Here is a 16,071-nt window from a genome sequence, read left to right on the forward strand (position 1 = left end):
AAGCCCGCTGAACCGGCAACGGTCAGCGGGTTTTTTTTGTGCGCAGGTTACCCGTGGGTGCGAACCCGCTCGACTGCAGGCAATTCCACCGTTCGCTCGGCTGCGGCCAGCGCCGCCTTCAAGGCGTGCTGGTCCAATCGGACACAATAGGCCGGTTTGGCCCGCTCAAATCGCCAGCTTTCATCCAGCCCACCGGCATCCACCGCGTCGAAACCCAACTCATCAAGCAATCGGATCACTTGCGCCTTTGCCGCTGCATCATCCGCAGCCACTGGCAGCGCACGGCGGTCGGTGGCGCCGTGAGGGCGCGCATCCTGGGTCAGCTCCGGCGCAAAGATCGCATTGAACACCTTCACTACGTGCGCGTGTGGCAGATGGTCGGCGAGCAGCCGGCTGGTGGTGGTTTCAAAACGGTCCAGCACCGGGATGTGCCCGTCGCGCTGCGGATAGTAATTGTTGGCATCCATCACCGTCTTGCTTTCCAGCCATTGCGGGAGCACGGCGCGATAGTGCTCCAGGGGAATCGCTATGAGCACCAGTTCGCCGAACTTGGCGGCGTCTTCCGCGCGGCCGACTTGAACACCGGGTATGCCGCTGAGCACGCTGCTCATGGTTTGTGGGCCACGGGAGTTGCTCAACATCACCTCGTGCCCGGCAGCCAGGGCCAACTGGGCAACAGCGCGCCCGATGAATCCTGCTCCAATAACGCCAATGTTCATGTCCTTGCTCCAGTGAATTGCGGGAGTGGTTATGATGATTGGCAACCATTTGGTGATAAATGATCGTTCTGGTGTCGCTGTTGTTACTGGGAGTAGGGAATGATGGACCGTCTTTCAAGCATGAAGGCTTTCGTGATGGCTGCCGAATCAGGCTCCTATGCCCGTGCGGCCGAGCGCTTGAACATGTCGGCACAGATGGTCGCCAAACACGTCGCGGCACTTGAGCAACGTCTCGGTGCCCGCCTGCTCAACCGCACCACGCGGCGGCAAAGCCTGACGGAGTTGGGTAGTGCGTACTACGAGCGTTGCAAACATATCCTGACGGAGGCTGATGCCGCCGACTCGCTGGCGCAGATCATGAACGACACGCCGCGCGGCAAGCTGAAAGTCACTGCGCCGGTGACGTTTGGTTCCTACAGCCTGATGCCCTTGATCACCCAATTTCTACGCGACCACCCGGATGTGGAAATCGACCTGCACCTGACCGACCGATTCGTCGATCTGGTGGAGGAGGGTTACGAGGTGGCATTTCGCATTGGTCCCCTCGCGACCACCGGCCTCACCGCGCGACCACTTGCGCCTTATCGTCTGGTGGTTTGCGCGGCACCCGCTTACCTCGCAGCGAGAGGTCTACCGCTGACGCCGGCAGACCTTGAGCACCACGAATGCCTGGGCTACGCCTTTTGGTCTCGCCCGGCGGATCGCGAGTGGGTTTTTCACCAGGGCGCGACGTCGTACACCGTGCCGGTTGCCAGTCGTTTGCGGATCAACGAAAGCAGGGCCCTGATGTCCGCTGCGCTGGATGGTTTTGGTATCGTCCTCGGCCCGGAAGATTTCTTGCGTGTGGCGTTGGCCAAGGGAGAGTTGGTCCGGGTACTGCCTGACTTCGATGCGCCAAGTCGGCCGATGCATCTGGTCTATACCGCCAACCGGCAGCGTACGGCCAAGCTGCGGCGATTTGTCGAGGCCGTGTTGCAGCGTTTCGGCGGTGATGGGTTCAGCAACCCGACAGACACGACCTGTTAAAAATACTCCAGGCCAAGCAGGAGCGTGGCTGCAGCAAGGGGGGATTTTGTCGGTGTAGGTGTAGGGCGATGACGCCCGAGGGGTTTGTATGTTGCTACGTTATGCGGCATTGGCGGCGGTGGTCGTCGCGGCATCCGGGTGTGTGCAAGAGCGTGTCGTGCATGAACGCAGGCCGGTTCAGCGTGAATACGTCGAGGTGATTGCCCCGCAGCCGCCGCCCGTGCAGGTGATCGAAGTCGAGCCGCCAGTCCGTTATGGCTACGTATGGTCGCGCGGTTACTGGCGTTGGGCGGGTGGGCGTTACGTTGCGGTTCACGGCCATTGGGAGCCGGTGCGCGAGGGGTATCGCTACGTGCATCCGCATTGGGTGCAACGTAGTGATGGTTACCACTGGCAGGGTGGTGGCTGGGTGCGTTGAGCCCCAGGCTAGCTCGGCTTCTTGATACCCAGCAGCCGAACTTCCCGCAATAGCGCGGCACCGAGCTGATCGGTGCCCAGTTCCTTGTAACCCACCGCCTTGATCTCGCCGTTCTCTTCCGCCTGGATGATGATCACCGGCGTTTCCTTGCCGGTGGTTTCGTCGACATGCATCGCGTACTGCGGAATATCCAGCTTGATCGGCGTACCCGCCGCTTCACCTTTCACATTGATAAGAAACGCCGCACAACCCGTATCGACGTCCGCACTGGTGGCGGAGCGGCCACTGACAAAGCAGGTTTGTGGGAGGTCGGGCCAGATGATGGTGTTGGCGCTGGCCAAGGGCGATGCAATGCTCAGGATTGCGAGAAGAAGCGTACGCACGTGGGTCTTTCTCTCGATCAACGTTGAACGGGATTTTTACCAAAGCCTCAATGTCGTCGCAACACTACGGTTCAGCCCAGTCGTTTCATGCCAGGTGCCCTGGCTGCTTCAATGTCAAAGGTGGCCGTGTACTCACACCCCGCCGCGTGGCCGCAGCGTTCGATCAGGCAGTCGGCAAAATCGGCTTTGTTCGCGCTGAAGCGGCGCAGTGCCTGCCAGATGATCTCGGCATGCTCGAGGGTGATTTCACGGGTGCGCAAAAGCGTTTCCAGCACCGTCACCACCTCCTGCTTGAGGCATTGGTAGCAACTTTGCAGAACCCACACCAGTTCAACTACCGACACCAGGCTGACAAAGCCCGGCGACAGGGTGGTGAGCGATTCGATCAGCGCGGATGCCTTGGGCGATTGCACAGGGTCATCCTGGGTGACATAGCGCACCAGCACATTGGTATCCAGGCCGATCATCGCGCTTTTGCCCCTTGCGCCGCGATGGCGCGGCTCATATCGTCAAGGGACACGGGTTTGGCGGGTTTGCGGATCAGGCCCTTGAGGTCATGCACGGTTTTGCTCGCCGCAATCAGCGAGAACTGGCCGTCTTCCATTTCGACAAATTCCACGCGGTCGCCTGTTTCCAGGCCCAGGGCGGTCCTGACCTGAACGGGAATAGTGATTTGCCCTTTTGAGGTAAGTGTGGCGGTTGCCATAGTGAGAATCTCCATGGTGATATTCCTTACCTTAGGGTAAGGAATTATGGAGGACAAGATCCGTTGGTCCATAGGTTGCGCCTCGTGCAGTGTGTGAATCGGAATAACTGAACCCTAGTCCGATTCACCGCATCAGCACGCCCGGCAACGTGGCCAAAGCGCTACAACGTATGACCAACTGATGGCGTTATTGCACCACGCGGTAACACGGCACATACGCCGCGCCGCCCGGCAACTTCATGCGGTGCTGGGCGACGAATGCCTGCAACAGCTCGTCCAGCGGTTTCATGATCGCCGCATCGCCGTGGATCTCGTACGGGCCGTTCTCTTCGATCAGGCGGATGCCTTTGTCCTTGACGTTGCCCGCCACAATGCCCGAGAACGCGCGGCGCAGGTTGGCCGCCAACTCATGGGGCGGCAGCGCATGGCTCAGTTGCAGGCTGGCCATGTTGGCGTGGGTCGGGTCGAAGGGGCGCTGGAAACCTTCATCGATCTTCAGCAGCCAGTTGAAGTGAAACGCGTCGTTGCGCTCGCGACGGAACTGTTTCACTGCCTTGAGCCCGGCCGTCATCTGGCGGGCCACTTCGGCCGGGTCGTCGATGATGATCTGGTAGTGCGCCTGCGCCGCTTCGCCAAGGGTTGCTCCGACGAACGCGTGCAGTTGCTGCAGGTATGGCGCGGCGTGTTTCGGCCCGGTGAGGATGACCGGAAACGGCAGGTCCTTGTTGTCCGGGTGCATCAGGATGCCCAGCAGGTACAGGAATTCTTCGGCCGTCCCGGCGCCGCCCGGGAAGATGATGATGCCGTGGCCGACACGTACGAAGGCTTCCAGACGTTTTTCGATGTCCGGCAGGATCACCAGTTCGTTGACGATCGGATTCGGTGCTTCCGCCGCAATGATGCCCGGCTCGGTCAGGCCCAGGTAGCGCCCGCCGGTAATCCGTTGTTTGGCGTGGGAAATGGTCGCGCCTTTCATCGGACCTTTCATCACGCCCGGGCCGCAGCCGGTGCACACATCCAGGCTGCGCAGTCCCAGTTCGTGGCCGACTTTCTTGGTGTATTTGTATTCTTCGGTGTTGATCGAGTGCCCGCCCCAGCACACCACGATCTTAGGCTCGACACCGGGGCGCAGCGTACGGGCGTTGCGCAACAGGTGGAACACGTAGTCGGTGATGCCCTGGGAGTTGCTCAGGTCGATGCGCTGGCTGTCCAGCTCGTTCTCGGTGTAGACGATGTCGCGCAGGGCGCTGAACAGCATTTCGCGGGTGCTGGCGATCATTTCGCCATCGACGAACGCGTCGGCTGGCGCGTTCAGCAGTTCCAGGCGCACGCCGCGGTCCTGCTGGTGGATGCGCACTTCAAAATCTTTGTAGGCGTCGAGGATGGTCTTGGCGTTGTCGATATGCGCGCCGGTGTTGAGGATCGCCAGGGCGCACTGGCGGAACAGGGTGTAGATACTGCCGGTGCCGGCTTCGCTCAGTTGTTGCACTTCACGTTGAGACAGGGTTTCGAGGCTGCCCTTGGGGCTGACGGAGGCATTGATGACTTGACGTTGGGGCATTCTGATTCCTTGAAAGCGCAGCCATCGCACCCCCATGGGCTGCGATGGCTAGAGAAGAATGGGCGCCGAACTCGGTCGCACGAGACGGATATTTACCTCAGGCCCAAGGCCGAGTGCAAACACCGTCCCGCACCATCATGCCGCAGAACTTACTGAATCAGCTTCCAGTTTTTGTAGAAAACCCGACGCAGGGTAAAGACCATCCCGGCAAACCCCGCGATCACGGCCTTGAGCACCGAAGGCAGCGGCGTTGGTCGCACGATGTCGATAAACAGGCAGTAGCGCTTGGCGTCGTTTTTATTGAAGGATGCGTGCATCAACGTGTCATCGAAAATAAACAGTGGATCGTCGTGCCAGTAATGTTTGTGCTGGCCCACCTGGATGTACACGCCCTCGTGATGGGGGGCAGGTGCCATGTTGTAAAGCACACGAAACATCATGCGCAGCGGGCCGAAGTGAAAGGAGGTCGAACGGTTTTCGTTGAATACCGATACGCCGACGGTCTTCACGAATGGCAGTTTTTCCCGCAGTTTCGGGATGTCCAGCGTGGTTTCGATTGGGCGTCCGTACCACTGGAAAAACAACATGCCGCGTTTTTTCTCGGCCATGCGTTCATCCAGGTAACCGATGATTTCACCCTTGTGGGCCATGGCCTCATCGATCACTTGCTGCAAGTCTTCGCGCCAGGCGGGCGGCAGGTCGTGCATCGTATAAACGTGGCGATTGCGCGAGCTCAACAGGTCGAACAGCGTGTTGAACGGCGCCAGCAGCCAGGTGTTGCGGCCGCTGCCGATAAAGTATTTCTTGATGGTGGGGGCGTCATACAGCCCATTGCGCAGGAAGTCGTAGATCCCACAGACCAGTACCAGGCCAAGAAACACCGCGGTGGTCAGGGGGAACAGGCAAATGATCAGCAAAACGCCGAGTATCCAGGCGATCGACACCGCTTTTTTGCGTAGGGCAGACGTGTTCATGCAGCTCAGCTCCGGCAGGACGCCATTCGACAGGTCCGTATCCGTGGCCGCGAGTGGTGGGGTTTGAAACATATTGAAACAATCGCGCCATGATAAGGCGTCCGGTGCCGCAGAGTCGTTTTAAATATTGCAAAATTGTGAAGGCTTTACACAGTTTTTCACCGGATATGGGTTTTACCGATTGGATTTTGTAAACAGAAGATTTGCGACTATCGTGACGCTTCGGTTTTTCGGACGTCATAGACCGGTACGATTGAAGTTGAATGGCCACCACTGGCCATCGACCCCTTGGAAGAGGCAGAAATTTTATGATCATCAAACCGCGGGTTCGTGGCTTTATCTGTGTGACCGCTCACCCTGTTGGCTGTGAAGCGAACGTCAAGGAACAGATCGACTACGTGACCCAACACGGCGCCATCGAAGGCGGCCCCAAGAAGGTGCTGGTCCTCGGCGCCTCCACCGGCTACGGCCTGGCCGCGCGCATCAGTGCTGCGTTTGGCTGCGGCGCCGACACCCTGGGCGTGTTTTTTGAGAAAGAGGGCGAAGAAGGCAAGCTCAGCTCCGCCGGTTGGTACAACAGCGCTGCATTCGAAAAGTTTGCCGTCGAGAAAGGCCTGTACGCCAAGAGCATCAACGGCGACGCGTTCTCCGACGAGATCAAGCGCCTGACCATCGAGACCATCAAGAAAGACCTGGGCAAGATCGACCTGGTGGTCTACAGCCTGGCCGCACCACGCCGCACCGATCCAAAAACCGGTGAAGTGTACAACTCCACCCTCAAGCCGATCGGCAAGGCTGTGACCCTGCGGGGTATCAACACCGACAAGGGCGTGGTGGTCGATACCACCCTTGAGCCTGCGACCCAGGAAGAAATCGCCGGCACCGTCAAAGTGATGGGCGGTGAAGACTGGCAGCTGTGGATCGACGCCCTGCGTGACGCCGACGTTCTGGCCGAAGGCGCCAAGACCACCGCGTTCACCTACCTCGGTGAAAAGCTGACCCAGGACATCTACTGGAACGGCTCCATCGGCGAAGCCAAGAAAGACCTCGACAAGAAAGTCCTGACCCTGCGCGACAACCTTGCTGCGCTGAAGGGCGATGCCCGTGTGTCGGTGCTCAAGGCCGTGGTTACCCAGGCCAGCTCGGCAATCCCGATCATGCCGCTGTACCTGTCGCTGCTGTTCAAAGTGATGAAAGAGCAGGGCACCCACGAAGGTTGCATCGAGCAGGTCTACGGCCTGTTCAAGGACAGCCTGTACGGCAGCCAGCCGAAACTCGACGCCGACGGCCGCCTGCGTGCCGACCTGGCCGAGTTGGAGCCGAAGGTCCAGGACGCCGTGGCAGCATTGTGGGATCAGGTGACCGATGACAACGTCGACGAGATCAGCGATTTCGCCGGCTACAAGGCTGAATTCCTGCGCTTGTTCGGCTTCGAGGTCGAGGGCGTGGACTACGACGCTGATGTGAATCCGACCGTGAAAATCAATGGTCTTGTCTCTGCATAAATAGGTGTCGGGGTCGACAACAGCAGCCTCAATCGCCGTGTCATGAGGCTGCTGTCTTGTTTGCGCCTCACAGCGTCAGCCTTGGCCAAAGGCTGACGCCAACCGTCCTTGGGCCTGGACGAAGCCAGAGCGCTTGATACTGTTCACTTCGCTTTCCCAAAGTGGATTCAGGGGCACGTGATAGCCGCTGTCCTTGGCTGTTCTTATCAGTTCAGCCATCTCTTTGCGGTCGTTGATGATGCAGATTTCGTCATATCGCCCTAGCCGGGTGGGCAGGAAGAACGTTGCCGGGTAATTGGCGGCAACGTCCGTCGCAGGGCTGCCAGAGTCCGCATTGTGGTGAACCACCCGCTCTCCATCACCGACCAACTGGTGATTGATCAGCTTTATCATGTCCGTTATTCGCTGTGTGGCGTTGCCCAGGTCGAAGTCTTCCTTTCGATAGAAATGTTCGGTGTCTTCATAGTCTGCGCGTAACGCTTCGGGCACCTCGAACACCGACGGGTCTGGTTGTTGCTGTCTGTAGCGATCAATTCTCTGCGTGAAAACACTGTGCGCAATATCGGGCACCGGGATCTTATCCTGTGATCCGAAATCGCTGAGGTGGGGCGCGACCATGTGCAGGTCATAGTCGGCTGTCAACGCCTTGCCTGTTTCGGATTTGGCCAGGACTTCGACGGGTTTGTCCTTATGGGTAATGGCATAGCTGTCTTCTGTTGGCGCTGTGCGCTTGCCTTCGAATGCATACACCTCCTGGCTTGGCGCTCTGGCGTTGAAACGCAGCGTGCCGTCCTGCTCGTTCACGGCCAGCTGAGTGATCTGACCGAGTTGTATCAACTCGCCGAGGCGGTTGCGTGAGAGCTTCAAGGGGATCGCAACCGCATGCTTGTCCTTTATGCATTCCTCGACTTGTCTATTGGCTCGCGCAACCTTTTCGGGCTCGCAGACCTTGAACTTTTCAAGCTTGCTGAAGGCCTGGTCCTTGCAGATCAGGCCCGCTTGCGGCCCCCAGTTGGCGCTTTTTCCCTTGATATGATAGTCCTTGGTGGGATGCCCGTTCTCAATCAATCCGGTAGCGACCGCTTCCACGGGGCGTACGCCGATGATGGAGTTGGTCTGCGCCGCAATCCTCTGCAAGGGCACAAGGTGGCTCGGGACTATTCCGGTCTTTCCTCGGACACGTTCGAACGCCGCGTATACCGGATCATTCATGTCTTGGAGGGGGCCAGCCGGTTGATGGGGTAGGGTGTGTTGCAAAGTGTTCAAGCTCAGCGCAGAAGGTGAAATAGCCGAGGTGAGTAAACCGGTCATTGAATTGCTCCACTTCGTGTTCGTCGGGACGTTGGATGTTCCCTTCCAGCCCAAAGCGCTCCTTCGGTCACGTAGGAAACACTAGAGCAACTGTTATTTTGTTGGGAGAAGTGAGTGTTACTAACGATTTGAAAAAGAAGCGCAGAGGAAGTGTTCAAGGCCGTAATACAAGGGGCATAGCTCTGTATTCTGTTCATGTGCCGTGAAATTATCAGAACAGTCGTACGCATGTTTGCTTGCCTGGGCGTGCCATGCGCATGGGAGACTGGCGTATCACACTAACGGAGGTGGGTATGGCTATTCGTGCAGTAGTTTTTGATTTTGGCGGTGTCCTGTTCGATTGGAACCCGCACCACCTGTACCGCAAGCTGATTGCCGATGACCACGAACGGCAATGGTTCCTCGACAACATCTGCACCCAAGCCTGGAACACCGAGCAGGACGCCGGTCGCAGCCTGGCGGACGGCACCCGCAGCCTGATCGAGCAATTTCCCCAGCATGAACGCCTGATCCAGGCCTATTACGAGCGTTGGCACGAGATGCTGCGTGGCTCCTTGCCCGAAGGCGTGGCGATTCTCAAGGCATTGCACCAGGCCAGCATGCCGTTGTTCGGGCTGACCAACTGGTCTGCCGAGACCTTTCCCTATGCGCGGGCCAACTACCCGTTCCTGCAGTGCTTTCGCGACATCGTCGTGTCAGGCGAATTGAAACTGATCAAGCCCGATGCGGCGATCTATCAGGCAAGCCTTGGCCAGGTCCGCGCGCACTTGCCGGATATTCAGCCCGCTGAAGTCGTGTTTATCGATGATGTCGCCGGCAATATTGACGCCGCCGTCGCCCTCGGTTGGCAAGGCATTCACCATGTGTCGGCCGAGCACACCGCAGCGCGGTTGCGTGAGTTGGGAGTGGGCTTCTAGCGCGCCCACTTTTCCATGGCGAAATCGACGAATGCTCGCAGTTTGGGCAGGCGGTAACGGTCCTGGCCGTACAGCAAATGCATGGGGCGACTGGGCAGTTGGTAGGCCGTCAGCAAGGCCACCAGTTTTCCCTCCTGCAAGTCGGGCTGCACCAGGGCATCTGGCAGCATGACGATGCCCATGCCTTGCACGGCTGCCTGGCGCAAGGCCTGGGAGCTGTTGATGGTCAGCGAGCCGGACACCGGGATTTCCACTTCGCCTGCCGCGCCGCTCATGCGCCACAGCTTGTCGGCGTTGCGCCAATCGTCGGTGGACGGGTAGGCGAACGCCAGGCAGTCATGTTGCTGCAAGTCTTCGGGAGTCTGTGGTGTGCCACGTCGCGCCAGGTAGCCCGGTGAGGCGCAGAGGGTGATGGTGTAATCCTGCATCGGCCGGGCGATCAGGCTTGAGGGTTCCAGTTCGCCCAGGCGGATGGCCACGTCGAAGCCGCTGTCGACCATGTCCATGCGTTGATTGCTGAGCACCACATACAGCTTGATCAGCGGGTAGCGTTGGGAGAATTCGCTCAAGGCCGGGGCCAGGCGCTCGGTGCCGAAGGCGGGTGGGGCGGTGATTCGCAAGGTGCCTTTGGGCACATCACTGTGGGCTTGTTCGGCGAGTTGTTCGGAGTCGGCCACCAGCCCCAGCACTTCCAGGCAACGCTGGTAATACTGCCCGCCGAATTCCGTGAGGCTCTGTTTGCGAGTGGTGCGCTTGAGCAGGCTGACGCCCAGGCGTTGCTCCAGGGCGCGCAGGTGATTGCCGACCATGGTGGTCGACATCCCGCAGGCCTGGGCGGCGGCGGTCATGCTGCCGGCTTCCACTACTTTCACGTAAACCGACATCGCCTGGAACAGGTCCATTATCAATCCCTTGTTTAAAGTTATTGCAGGAAAGCGCAGTTTATCCAGCTCAGGTGGCTAACGATACTGTTGGCATCACAATGAAGCACTGGAGCCTGACACCATGACCGCCGCCTGCCTGATGAGCACTTATCAACCCTTGGCCCTGAGCTTTACCCGCGGCCTGGGCACGCGCCTATGGGACCACCAGGGCCGCGAATACCTGGACGCAGTGGCGGGCGTGGCCGTGACCAACGTCGGGCATTCCCATCCAAAATTGGTGACAGCCATCAGCGAACAGGCGGGTTTGCTGCTGCACACTTCCAACCTCTACAGCATCGACTGGCAGCAACGGTTGGCCCAGCGCCTGACCCGACTGTCCGGCTTGGACCGCGCATTCTTCAACAACTCGGGGGCCGAAGCCAACGAGACGGCGTTGAAGCTGGCGCGTTTGCATGGCTGGAAAAAAGGCATCGAAGAGCCTCTGGTGGTAGTCATGGAAAACGCTTTCCACGGCCGCACCCTTGGCACCATGGCCGCCAGCGATGGGCCATCGGTACGCCTGGGCTTCCAGCGTTTGCCAGGGGATTTTCTCAAGGTGGCTTTTGGGGACCTGGCGGCGATAGAAGCCATCACCCAAACGTTCGGCACGCGTATCGCAGCGGTACTGTTGGAACCCATCCAAGGTGAAAGTGGAGTACTGCCTGCACCGCCGGGTTACCTGCAAGCCCTGCGCAATCACTGTACGCGCCACGGTTGGCTGCTGATGCTCGACGAAATCCAGACCGGCATTGGCCGCACGGGGCGTTGGTTTGCCTTCCAGCATGAAGGCATCGTGCCGGATGTGATGACCCTGGCCAAAGGCCTCGGCAATGGCGTGCCGATTGGTGCCTGCCTGGCGCGCGCGGCGGTGGCGCAACTGTTCACGCCCGGCAGCCACGGCAGCACGTTTGGTGGCAACCCGCTAGCCTGCCGCGTGGGCTGCACCGTGCTGGAGATTATTGAGGAGCAAGGCTTGCTGCAGAACGCCGCGCAACAGGGCGAACGCTTGCTGGCGCGGCTGCGCGTGGAATTGAGCGAGCATCCGCAAGTGTTGGCGATTCGCGGGCAGGGCCTGATGATCGGTATCGAACTGGCCAGCCCTTACCGCGACCTGGCCCAGCGTGCAGCCCAGGAGCATGGCCTGTTGATCAACGTGACGCGGGGCAAGGTCATCCGTTTGCTGCCGCCGCTGACGCTGGAGGCGAAAGAGGTCGAGATGATCGTGCGAGCCATCACCCGCCTACTGAATTGATCACAGGGTGAGTGTGGGCCCATTGAGCCATTCCTGGTTCAGGGTCTCGGTGTCTCCGAGGTATTCCAACAGCCACGCCATCGCCGGCGACAGTTTGTTCGGCGCCCAGGCCACGCACGAAGGGCTGGCCGGAAATGGCCGGGTCAGTTGCAGCGCCACCAACTCGCCGCGCTCGATCCATGGCGATACCTGATGCGCCGGCGCCATGCCGATACACAGGCCGTCGCGCAGGCAATCAATTGCCGACGGCCAATTCGGCACCACCAGCCGCCGCTGATTATCCAGGGTCCAGGTGTCGCGCTTGGGCAGATTGCGCGAGGTATCGGTCATGCACAGCGAGGCGAAGGGCCGCAGTTGATCGTCACTGAGCAGGCCTTCTACCGCCGCCAGCGGATGCTGTGCACTGACCACGCACAGCCAATTCAACAGCCCCATGTCGCGAAAGGTGAAATGGCTGGCCACGGGCACCGCACTGGTGGCGCCGATCACGATGTCGGTGCGTTCGTCCGCCAGGGCATCCCACACGCCGTTGTACACCTCGTATTCCAGCAGCAGTTCCACCTCGGGAAATTGGCGATAGAAATCCAGCACCAATTGCCGACAACGTTGGGGTTTGACGATGGAATCCACCGCGACTTTCAACTGGCCGCTCCAACCGTTGGCCACCTGCTGGCACATGCGCCGGGTGCCGAGCATTTTTTTCATGACCCCACGGGTTTCGTCGACGAACAGTCGGCCGGCCGCCGTCAGCTCGACATCACGGTGGCGCCGCACAAACAACGGCACGGCCAACCACTCCTCTATCTGACGCACCGTATAGCTGATGGCCGACGGCACGCGGTTCAATTCCTGCGCCGCAGCGCTGAAGCTGCCATGCCGGGCCACCGCATCGACTACATCCAGGGAGTATTCGGACCACATGACGGCTGCCTTCAAAATTATTGATAAGAGTATCCAATTATTATCGCTTCACACAGGAACTGTCAGCTTCATAATAGGCGCCAGTCAGCAAATAGTTTGATGGCAGGATCAACAAGGCTTCGATGAAAAATTCTTTTGGTTTCACTTGGTATCTGGCGGGGCTGAGCATGCTCGGTTACCTCGCCATGGACATGTACTTACCGGCGTTCGGCGCCATGGGCGCGCAGTTACAGATTGGCGCGGGGGCGGTGGGCGCCAGCTTGAGTATTTTCCTTGGCGGTTTTGCGCTGGGGCAGTTGGTATGGGGGCCGTTGTCCGACCGCCTGGGGCGCAAGCCGATCCTGCTCGCGGGCTTGAGCCTGTTTGTGCTGGGTTGCGCGGGTATGTTCTGGGTCGAGACGGCGGCGCAGTTGCTTGCGCTGCGCTTTATCCAGGCGATTGGCGTGTGTTCCGCCGCCGTGAGCTGGCAGGCGCTGGTGATTGACCGTTATCCGGCCGACAAGGCTCATCGCGTGTTCGCCAGCATCATGCCGTTGATGTCTCTGTCGCCGGCCCTGGCGCCGTTGCTGGGGGCGCTGGTGTTGAACCATTTGGGTTGGCAGGCGATCTTCGGGGTATTGCTCGGTGTGTCGCTGCTGCTGTTATTGCCGACATTGTTCCTGCGCACTGTGCCGAAACGTCGGACGCAAAAAAGCGAACCTGTGCGCCTCGGTTATGGCCAGTTGCTCGGTTCCCGCGTGTTTACCGGCAACGTAATGATCTTCGCTGCCTGCTCTGCCAGTTTCTTCGCCTGGCTGACGGCTTCCCCCTTCATCCTTGGCGACATGGGCTACAGCCCGAACGATATTGGCCTGAGCTACGTGTTGCCCACGTTGGCGTTTCTGGTCGGCGGCTACAGCTGCCGCAGCGCCTTGCAGCGTTTCCAGGGCAAGACGCTGTTGCCCTGGTTGCTGGTGGCGTATTGCATCAGCATGTTGGCGTTGTACCTGGTGGCGACGTTGAGCGTGCCGACTCTCACCACGTTGTTGATTCCGTTCTGCCTGATGGCGTTGGTCAACGGTGCCAGTTACCCCATCGTGGTGGCGAATGCACTGATGCCATTTGCCGAAAACTCCGGCAAGGCGGCCGCCCTGCAAAACACCCTGCAACTGGGGCTGTGCTTTCTCAGCAGCTTGCTGGTGTCGTCGCTGATCGACCAGCCGCTATTGATTACTGTGATTGTGATGTTGGCGACCGCGCCGCTGGCGGTGTTGGGTTATTGGCTGGCGCGGCCGAAGGCTGACAATGGCGAACTGGCGAACGTTTGACCTGAAAACTCGATGAAAAAATGTGGGAGCGGGCTTGCTCGCGAATGCGCTAGATCAGTCAATGCTGTTCCAACTGATACACCGCATTCGCGAGCAAGCCCGCTCCCACATTTTGATCCGGTTTCTTCAGTTGCCTGGCGGTAGGCTAAAAGGTGATTTCCATATTCACCGTCGGCGTCGACGTACGACTGCCCCGGCCGCCGTCCACACCAAACTTGTTGTGCCAATACTCATAACCCACGCCGAGATACAGGTTCGGCTTCACGCTTTTACCCGGGCGCACCGCCACCATCAATGCGCCGCGCATCAGCGCTTCCGGCGCGGTGTCGCGGCCGTGGTAGTCCTCGCCTTTCTCGCCGACGTAGTTGATGAAACCCTGGAATTTCGCCGCATGGTTGGCGATTTCGAATGGGCGCATCCAGGTCAGGTTGAGCATGTAGGTGTCGTCGAAGGTGTGGTTCGACTCCCGCGCGCCAGGGATGCCGGTGTGGTTCTTTTCCTTGTAGTACAAAAGGCTCAGGTCCAGCACACCGACGGTGTTGAACTTCAAGGTCGGGCCAATCACCACCGCACGTTTTTTCGCCGAGGCGAAGTTGTTGTTGCGGTTGGCATCGAAGCCCAGGGTCAGCGCGTAATCCTTGATCAGGCCGGTGCCCAGCGGCACATCAAATACCCGTGAGGCATACAGTTGGTGGCGGTACACCGCATACACCTCGCTGCCGCCATGGTCAGTACCCTTGCGTGGGTCGCTGCTGTCGGAGAGGAACACATCCAGGTTCAGAAAGTTGCTGCCGTACGCGTAACCGCTGGCGTGGGTGAAGCTGTAGATGCGCTTGCTGAATTCGTCGGGGTTGTTCGGATTGGTGAACTGTTGGCCGTAGCGGAATCCTACGCTGTTGTTCATCCATTCCACCGCGACAGCCTCCCCGCCGCCGAGGAGTGCGAGTAAAACGGTTGCGCCGTGCAGTGCCTTTTTCATTGTTTTAGTTCCTTTGGCGTTTGGCTCATGGCGGCCTTGCAGGGGCCGCCGGGCGCAGTATCGACACAAGGCTGGCGCGCACCAAAGAACAGAATCTCGCCTGGGCCGATGCCGAAACGGCAGCAGCCGGGTTGCCTGAGAAGTCAGGAAATACGTGACGCTGCGCCGGTTTCGTCGCGTTCGCGCAAGGCGATTTCTTCGCCCAACAAATGCGCCAGCGCCTGCACGGCCACCGGCAGGTCGCGTTCCTTGCGTGCATACACGCCCAAATCGCTGAAGATGCCGCCCTGGTCACTCAACGGGATATGCAGCAGTTCGCCGCGCGCCAGGTCGGCCTCGATGCCGATACGGGTCTGGAAGGCGATGCCCAATTGCTGGCGTGCCAGTTGACGGGCCAGTTCCATCGAGTTGCTGTGCAGCAGGGCTTTGCCTGGTGCTGCGCGTTTGTGCAGCGGCGCGATCAGGTGGTGCACCGACAGCTCGCTCTTGGCCTGGATCACTCCGTGTTCGCAACACTGCCCGTAGCTGACGCAGCTTTCTCCCGCCAACGCGTGCGCCGGTGCCATGAGTGCACCCAAGCGGAAATGGCCGACACACAGCTGGGTGATTTCGCCACTGCGGGGTAGGGCAAATGCCAGCCCCAGATCCGCCTGGCCGTTGATCACCGCGCTGGGGATCGACTGCGAACCCTGCACCGTGACGCCAATCGTGACCTTCGGATAGCGCTCGCGCATGCGCTTGAGTGCGGTGGGCAGCAGTTCGACGGCGGCACCTTCCACCGTGGCGATCTCCACGTGGCCGGTCTGCACACCATGCAAGCCATCCAGTTCGCCGCGCACCCGTTCCACATCCTGCAGCAGCAGGCTGATGTGGCGCGTCAGGATCTCGCCCGCCGCCGTCACGCGCAGGCCGCCGGGCAAACGCTCGAACAATGTTGCGCCCATCTCGTCCTCCAGCTTGAGGATCTGCCGGTTCACCGCCGACGACGCCACGTTCAGGCGCCGCGCGGCTTCGCGGATCGAGTGACAGCGTCGCACCATGTCGAAGTAGTAGATGGCCGGGGCGTGGATGCGCAGTTTGCGGTTGAGCATTTTTTTCAGGTCCTTTTGCGCAGGTGTTCGAGCCACAGGGCAGGGCGGCTGAATGGATTTTTGTAACGGCGATTACCA

The 16,071-nt window shown here is 59.7% G+C and carries 17 protein-coding genes; 6 read left to right on the forward strand and 11 right to left on the reverse strand.

The window, feature by feature from the left end; all coding sequences use genetic code 11:
- Positions 1-47 precede the first annotated feature (47 nt).
- Positions 48-719, reverse strand: a complete 672-nt coding sequence (locus LIY36_RS07885) for an NADPH-dependent F420 reductase (RefSeq protein WP_226455336.1) — start codon at positions 717-719, stop codon at positions 48-50.
- A gap of 99 nt (positions 720-818) precedes the next feature.
- Between LIY36_RS07885 and LIY36_RS07890 the strand changes: the two genes are divergently transcribed.
- Positions 819-1,745, forward strand: coding sequence for a LysR family transcriptional regulator (locus LIY36_RS07890; protein ID WP_226455337.1), 927 nt, complete (start codon positions 819-821; stop codon positions 1,743-1,745).
- A gap of 88 nt (positions 1,746-1,833) precedes the next feature.
- The gene (locus LIY36_RS07895) at positions 1,834-2,163 is read left to right on the forward strand and encodes a hypothetical protein (RefSeq protein ID WP_226455338.1); all 330 of its coding nucleotides are present in this window, start codon (positions 1,834-1,836) and stop codon (positions 2,161-2,163) included.
- An 8-nt stretch (positions 2,164-2,171) separates the two neighbouring features.
- On the opposite strand, the gene LIY36_RS07900 is transcribed toward LIY36_RS07895, so the two are convergent.
- The 5 genes from LIY36_RS07900 to LIY36_RS07920 all read right to left on the reverse strand — a co-directional run bounded on the left by LIY36_RS07900 (position 2,172) and on the right by LIY36_RS07920 (position 5,787).
- Positions 2,172-2,546: a hypothetical protein gene (locus tag LIY36_RS07900; protein WP_192298657.1), complete on the reverse strand. Its 375-nt coding sequence runs from the start codon at positions 2,544-2,546 to the stop codon at positions 2,172-2,174.
- 71 nt (positions 2,547-2,617) lie between these two features.
- Complete coding sequence (locus LIY36_RS07905; RefSeq protein ID WP_226455339.1) at positions 2,618-3,013, reverse strand: PIN domain-containing protein; 396 nt, start codon at positions 3,011-3,013, stop codon at positions 2,618-2,620.
- Positions 3,010-3,267, reverse strand: a complete 258-nt coding sequence (locus LIY36_RS07910) for an AbrB/MazE/SpoVT family DNA-binding domain-containing protein (RefSeq protein WP_226455440.1) — start codon at positions 3,265-3,267, stop codon at positions 3,010-3,012. Before LIY36_RS07910 ends, LIY36_RS07905 begins: the two co-directional genes overlap by 4 nt.
- Before the next feature lie 172 nt (positions 3,268-3,439).
- The gene (ppnN, locus tag LIY36_RS07915; RefSeq protein ID WP_226455340.1) at positions 3,440-4,813 is read right to left on the reverse strand and encodes a nucleotide 5'-monophosphate nucleosidase PpnN; all 1,374 of its coding nucleotides are present in this window, start codon (positions 4,811-4,813) and stop codon (positions 3,440-3,442) included.
- Between the two features lie 149 nt (positions 4,814-4,962).
- The gene (locus LIY36_RS07920; RefSeq protein WP_226455341.1) at positions 4,963-5,787 is read right to left on the reverse strand and encodes an aspartyl/asparaginyl beta-hydroxylase domain-containing protein; all 825 of its coding nucleotides are present in this window, start codon (positions 5,785-5,787) and stop codon (positions 4,963-4,965) included.
- A 308-nt stretch (positions 5,788-6,095) separates the two neighbouring features.
- On the opposite strand from LIY36_RS07920, the gene fabV reads away from it, so the two are divergent.
- The gene (fabV, locus tag LIY36_RS07925) at positions 6,096-7,292 is read left to right on the forward strand and encodes an enoyl-ACP reductase FabV (protein ID WP_192298662.1); all 1,197 of its coding nucleotides are present in this window, start codon (positions 6,096-6,098) and stop codon (positions 7,290-7,292) included.
- A 75-nt stretch (positions 7,293-7,367) separates the two neighbouring features.
- Here the strand turns inward: fabV and LIY36_RS07930 are convergent, their stop codons facing one another.
- Positions 7,368-8,603, reverse strand: a complete 1,236-nt coding sequence (locus LIY36_RS07930) for a CyaA/EF/ExoY family adenylyl cyclase toxin (RefSeq protein WP_226455342.1) — start codon at positions 8,601-8,603, stop codon at positions 7,368-7,370.
- Positions 8,604-8,896: 293 nt separating this feature from the next.
- On the opposite strand from LIY36_RS07930, the gene LIY36_RS07935 reads away from it, so the two are divergent.
- The gene (locus LIY36_RS07935) at positions 8,897-9,520 is read left to right on the forward strand and encodes an HAD family hydrolase (RefSeq protein ID WP_226455343.1); all 624 of its coding nucleotides are present in this window, start codon (positions 8,897-8,899) and stop codon (positions 9,518-9,520) included.
- Here LIY36_RS07935 and LIY36_RS07940 read toward each other — a convergent pair.
- Positions 9,517-10,422 carry a LysR family transcriptional regulator gene (locus LIY36_RS07940; protein ID WP_192298665.1) on the reverse strand — a complete coding sequence of 302 codons (906 nt, stop codon included), beginning with the start codon at positions 10,420-10,422 and terminating at the stop codon, positions 9,517-9,519. The genes LIY36_RS07935 and LIY36_RS07940 overlap by 4 nt on opposite strands.
- Positions 10,423-10,525: 103 nt before the next feature.
- On the opposite strand from LIY36_RS07940, the gene LIY36_RS07945 reads away from it, so the two are divergent.
- Positions 10,526-11,695: an aspartate aminotransferase family protein gene (locus LIY36_RS07945; protein WP_226455344.1), complete on the forward strand. Its 1,170-nt coding sequence runs from the start codon at positions 10,526-10,528 to the stop codon at positions 11,693-11,695.
- Here LIY36_RS07945 and punR read toward each other — a convergent pair whose 3' ends face one another.
- Positions 11,696-12,616: a DNA-binding transcriptional activator PunR gene (gene punR / locus LIY36_RS07950; RefSeq protein ID WP_226455345.1), complete on the reverse strand. Its 921-nt coding sequence runs from the start codon at positions 12,614-12,616 to the stop codon at positions 11,696-11,698.
- Positions 12,617-12,738: 122 nt separating this feature from the next.
- On the opposite strand from punR, the gene punC reads away from it, so the two are divergent.
- The gene (gene punC, locus LIY36_RS07955) at positions 12,739-13,923 is read left to right on the forward strand and encodes a purine nucleoside transporter PunC (RefSeq protein WP_226455346.1); all 1,185 of its coding nucleotides are present in this window, start codon (positions 12,739-12,741) and stop codon (positions 13,921-13,923) included.
- Positions 13,924-14,068: 145 nt separating this feature from the next.
- On the opposite strand, the gene LIY36_RS07960 is transcribed toward punC, so the two are convergent.
- A complete protein-coding gene (locus LIY36_RS07960) occupies positions 14,069-14,902 on the reverse strand; it encodes a nucleoside-binding protein (RefSeq protein ID WP_226455347.1) in 834 nt (277 codons plus the stop codon).
- Positions 14,903-15,045: 143 nt separating this feature from the next.
- Positions 15,046-15,993, reverse strand: a complete 948-nt coding sequence (locus LIY36_RS07965; protein ID WP_226455348.1) for a LysR family transcriptional regulator — start codon at positions 15,991-15,993, stop codon at positions 15,046-15,048.
- Between the last annotated feature and the right edge of the window lie 78 nt (positions 15,994-16,071).

The sequence above is a fragment of the Pseudomonas sp. AF03-9 genome (assembly GCF_020515815.1).
In the GTDB taxonomy this organism is placed as follows: domain Bacteria; phylum Pseudomonadota; class Gammaproteobacteria; order Pseudomonadales; family Pseudomonadaceae; genus Aquipseudomonas.

Excerpts from the sequence above, each read along its gene's own strand:
- LIY36_RS07885 (WP_226455336.1), bottom strand. The coding sequence starts at position 719 with ATGAACATTGGCGTTATTGGAGCAGGATTCATCGGGCGCGCTGTTGCC.
- LIY36_RS07890 (WP_226455337.1), top strand. The coding sequence starts at position 819 with ATGATGGACCGTCTTTCAAGCATGAAGGCTTTCGTGATGGCTGCCGAA.
- LIY36_RS07895 (WP_226455338.1), top strand. The coding sequence starts at position 1,834 with ATGTTGCTACGTTATGCGGCATTGGCGGCGGTGGTCGTCGCGGCATCC.
- LIY36_RS07905 (WP_226455339.1), bottom strand. The coding sequence starts at position 3,013 with ATGATCGGCCTGGATACCAATGTGCTGGTGCGCTATGTCACCCAGGAT.
- LIY36_RS07910 (WP_226455440.1), bottom strand. The coding sequence starts at position 3,267 with ATGGAGATTCTCACTATGGCAACCGCCACACTTACCTCAAAAGGGCAA.
- ppnN (WP_226455340.1), bottom strand. The coding sequence starts at position 4,813 with ATGCCCCAACGTCAAGTCATCAATGCCTCCGTCAGCCCCAAGGGCAGC.
- LIY36_RS07920 (WP_226455341.1), bottom strand. The coding sequence starts at position 5,787 with ATGAACACGTCTGCCCTACGCAAAAAAGCGGTGTCGATCGCCTGGATA.
- fabV (WP_192298662.1), top strand. The coding sequence starts at position 6,096 with ATGATCATCAAACCGCGGGTTCGTGGCTTTATCTGTGTGACCGCTCAC.
- LIY36_RS07930 (WP_226455342.1), bottom strand. The coding sequence starts at position 8,603 with ATGACCGGTTTACTCACCTCGGCTATTTCACCTTCTGCGCTGAGCTTG.
- LIY36_RS07935 (WP_226455343.1), top strand. The coding sequence starts at position 8,897 with ATGGCTATTCGTGCAGTAGTTTTTGATTTTGGCGGTGTCCTGTTCGAT.
- LIY36_RS07940 (WP_192298665.1), bottom strand. The coding sequence starts at position 10,422 with ATGGACCTGTTCCAGGCGATGTCGGTTTACGTGAAAGTAGTGGAAGCC.
- LIY36_RS07945 (WP_226455344.1), top strand. The coding sequence starts at position 10,526 with ATGACCGCCGCCTGCCTGATGAGCACTTATCAACCCTTGGCCCTGAGC.
- punR (WP_226455345.1), bottom strand. The coding sequence starts at position 12,616 with ATGTGGTCCGAATACTCCCTGGATGTAGTCGATGCGGTGGCCCGGCAT.
- punC (WP_226455346.1), top strand. The coding sequence starts at position 12,739 with ATGAAAAATTCTTTTGGTTTCACTTGGTATCTGGCGGGGCTGAGCATG.
- LIY36_RS07960 (WP_226455347.1), bottom strand. The coding sequence starts at position 14,902 with ATGAAAAAGGCACTGCACGGCGCAACCGTTTTACTCGCACTCCTCGGC.
- LIY36_RS07965 (WP_226455348.1), bottom strand. The coding sequence starts at position 15,993 with ATGCTCAACCGCAAACTGCGCATCCACGCCCCGGCCATCTACTACTTC.